Below are 918 nucleotides of genomic sequence, written 5' to 3'. Positions count from 1 at the left end.
ATACGGTAGCCGCGGATTTTAACTTGGTTATCCAAACGGCCTAAATATTCTAAATTGCCATCAGACAAATAACGCACTAAATCACCTGTTTTGTATAATCGAGTATAGCCTTTCTCGATATCAGAAGCCGTCGCAAATGGATTGTCAATAAACCGCTCGGCCGTGAGCTCGGGGCGATGTAAATAGCCTCGCGCCAGCCCTGCACCACCGATATACAACTCACCAGGTACGCCCATAGGAACGGGGTTAGTGGCTTGGTCTAACACATAAGCCTGCGCATTTTGTATTGCTAATCCTATTTGTTCAACTTCATCATCAAGGATTTGCTTACCAAGGGTATAAATAGCGGCTTCTGTTGGACCATAATAGTTATACAACTTAACCTTATGTGACCAATACCCCGCCGTTTTTGCATCACAAGGCTCACCCGCATAAATCACTACCCTTAATCTGGGGTAAGTGATTTGCTCCAATTGAGATAAAACAACAGGTGGTAAATAGGTATGAGTAATCTGATGTTTGATTAAATAGTCAGAGATTAGTTCTGGACTGACCCTATGATCGTTAGATAATAAATGAACTTCAACACCTTTTGTTATTGCTACAAAACATTCAGACACGGATACATCAAATACATAAGATGTAAACGCTGTCGTTTTATCCCCTTCGGTAAAATCATATGCTTTTTCTAATTCTGTTAGCGTGTTTATCACAGAGCAGTGCTCTATCATCACGCCTTTAGGTTGCCCTGTGGTACCGGAGGTGTAAATCACATAGGCTAAATCAGCAGGGCTACTGACGGGAACAAGGTTATCGCTAGATTGCTCGCCATTCGCTAATAGCACATCCACATTGATGAGTTGCAAAGGTGTGTTGACATCATTGAGTTCCTCATCTAACGCTTCGTTTAATGCCCTA

1 protein-coding gene is annotated in these 918 nt (G+C 42.2%); it reads right to left on the bottom strand.

Annotation, left to right across the window (positions count from 1 at the left end; translation table 11 throughout):
* Positions 1–918 (bottom strand): AMP-binding protein (locus Q0779_RS23660; RefSeq protein ID WP_298776717.1); only part of this gene is annotated, 918 nt, incomplete at both ends.

Origin of the sequence: uncultured Shewanella sp., assembly GCF_947491715.1 — a bacterium.
Lineage (GTDB): Bacteria > Pseudomonadota > Gammaproteobacteria > Enterobacterales > Shewanellaceae > Shewanella.
This window is presented reverse-complemented; position numbering and strand designations above follow the sequence as displayed.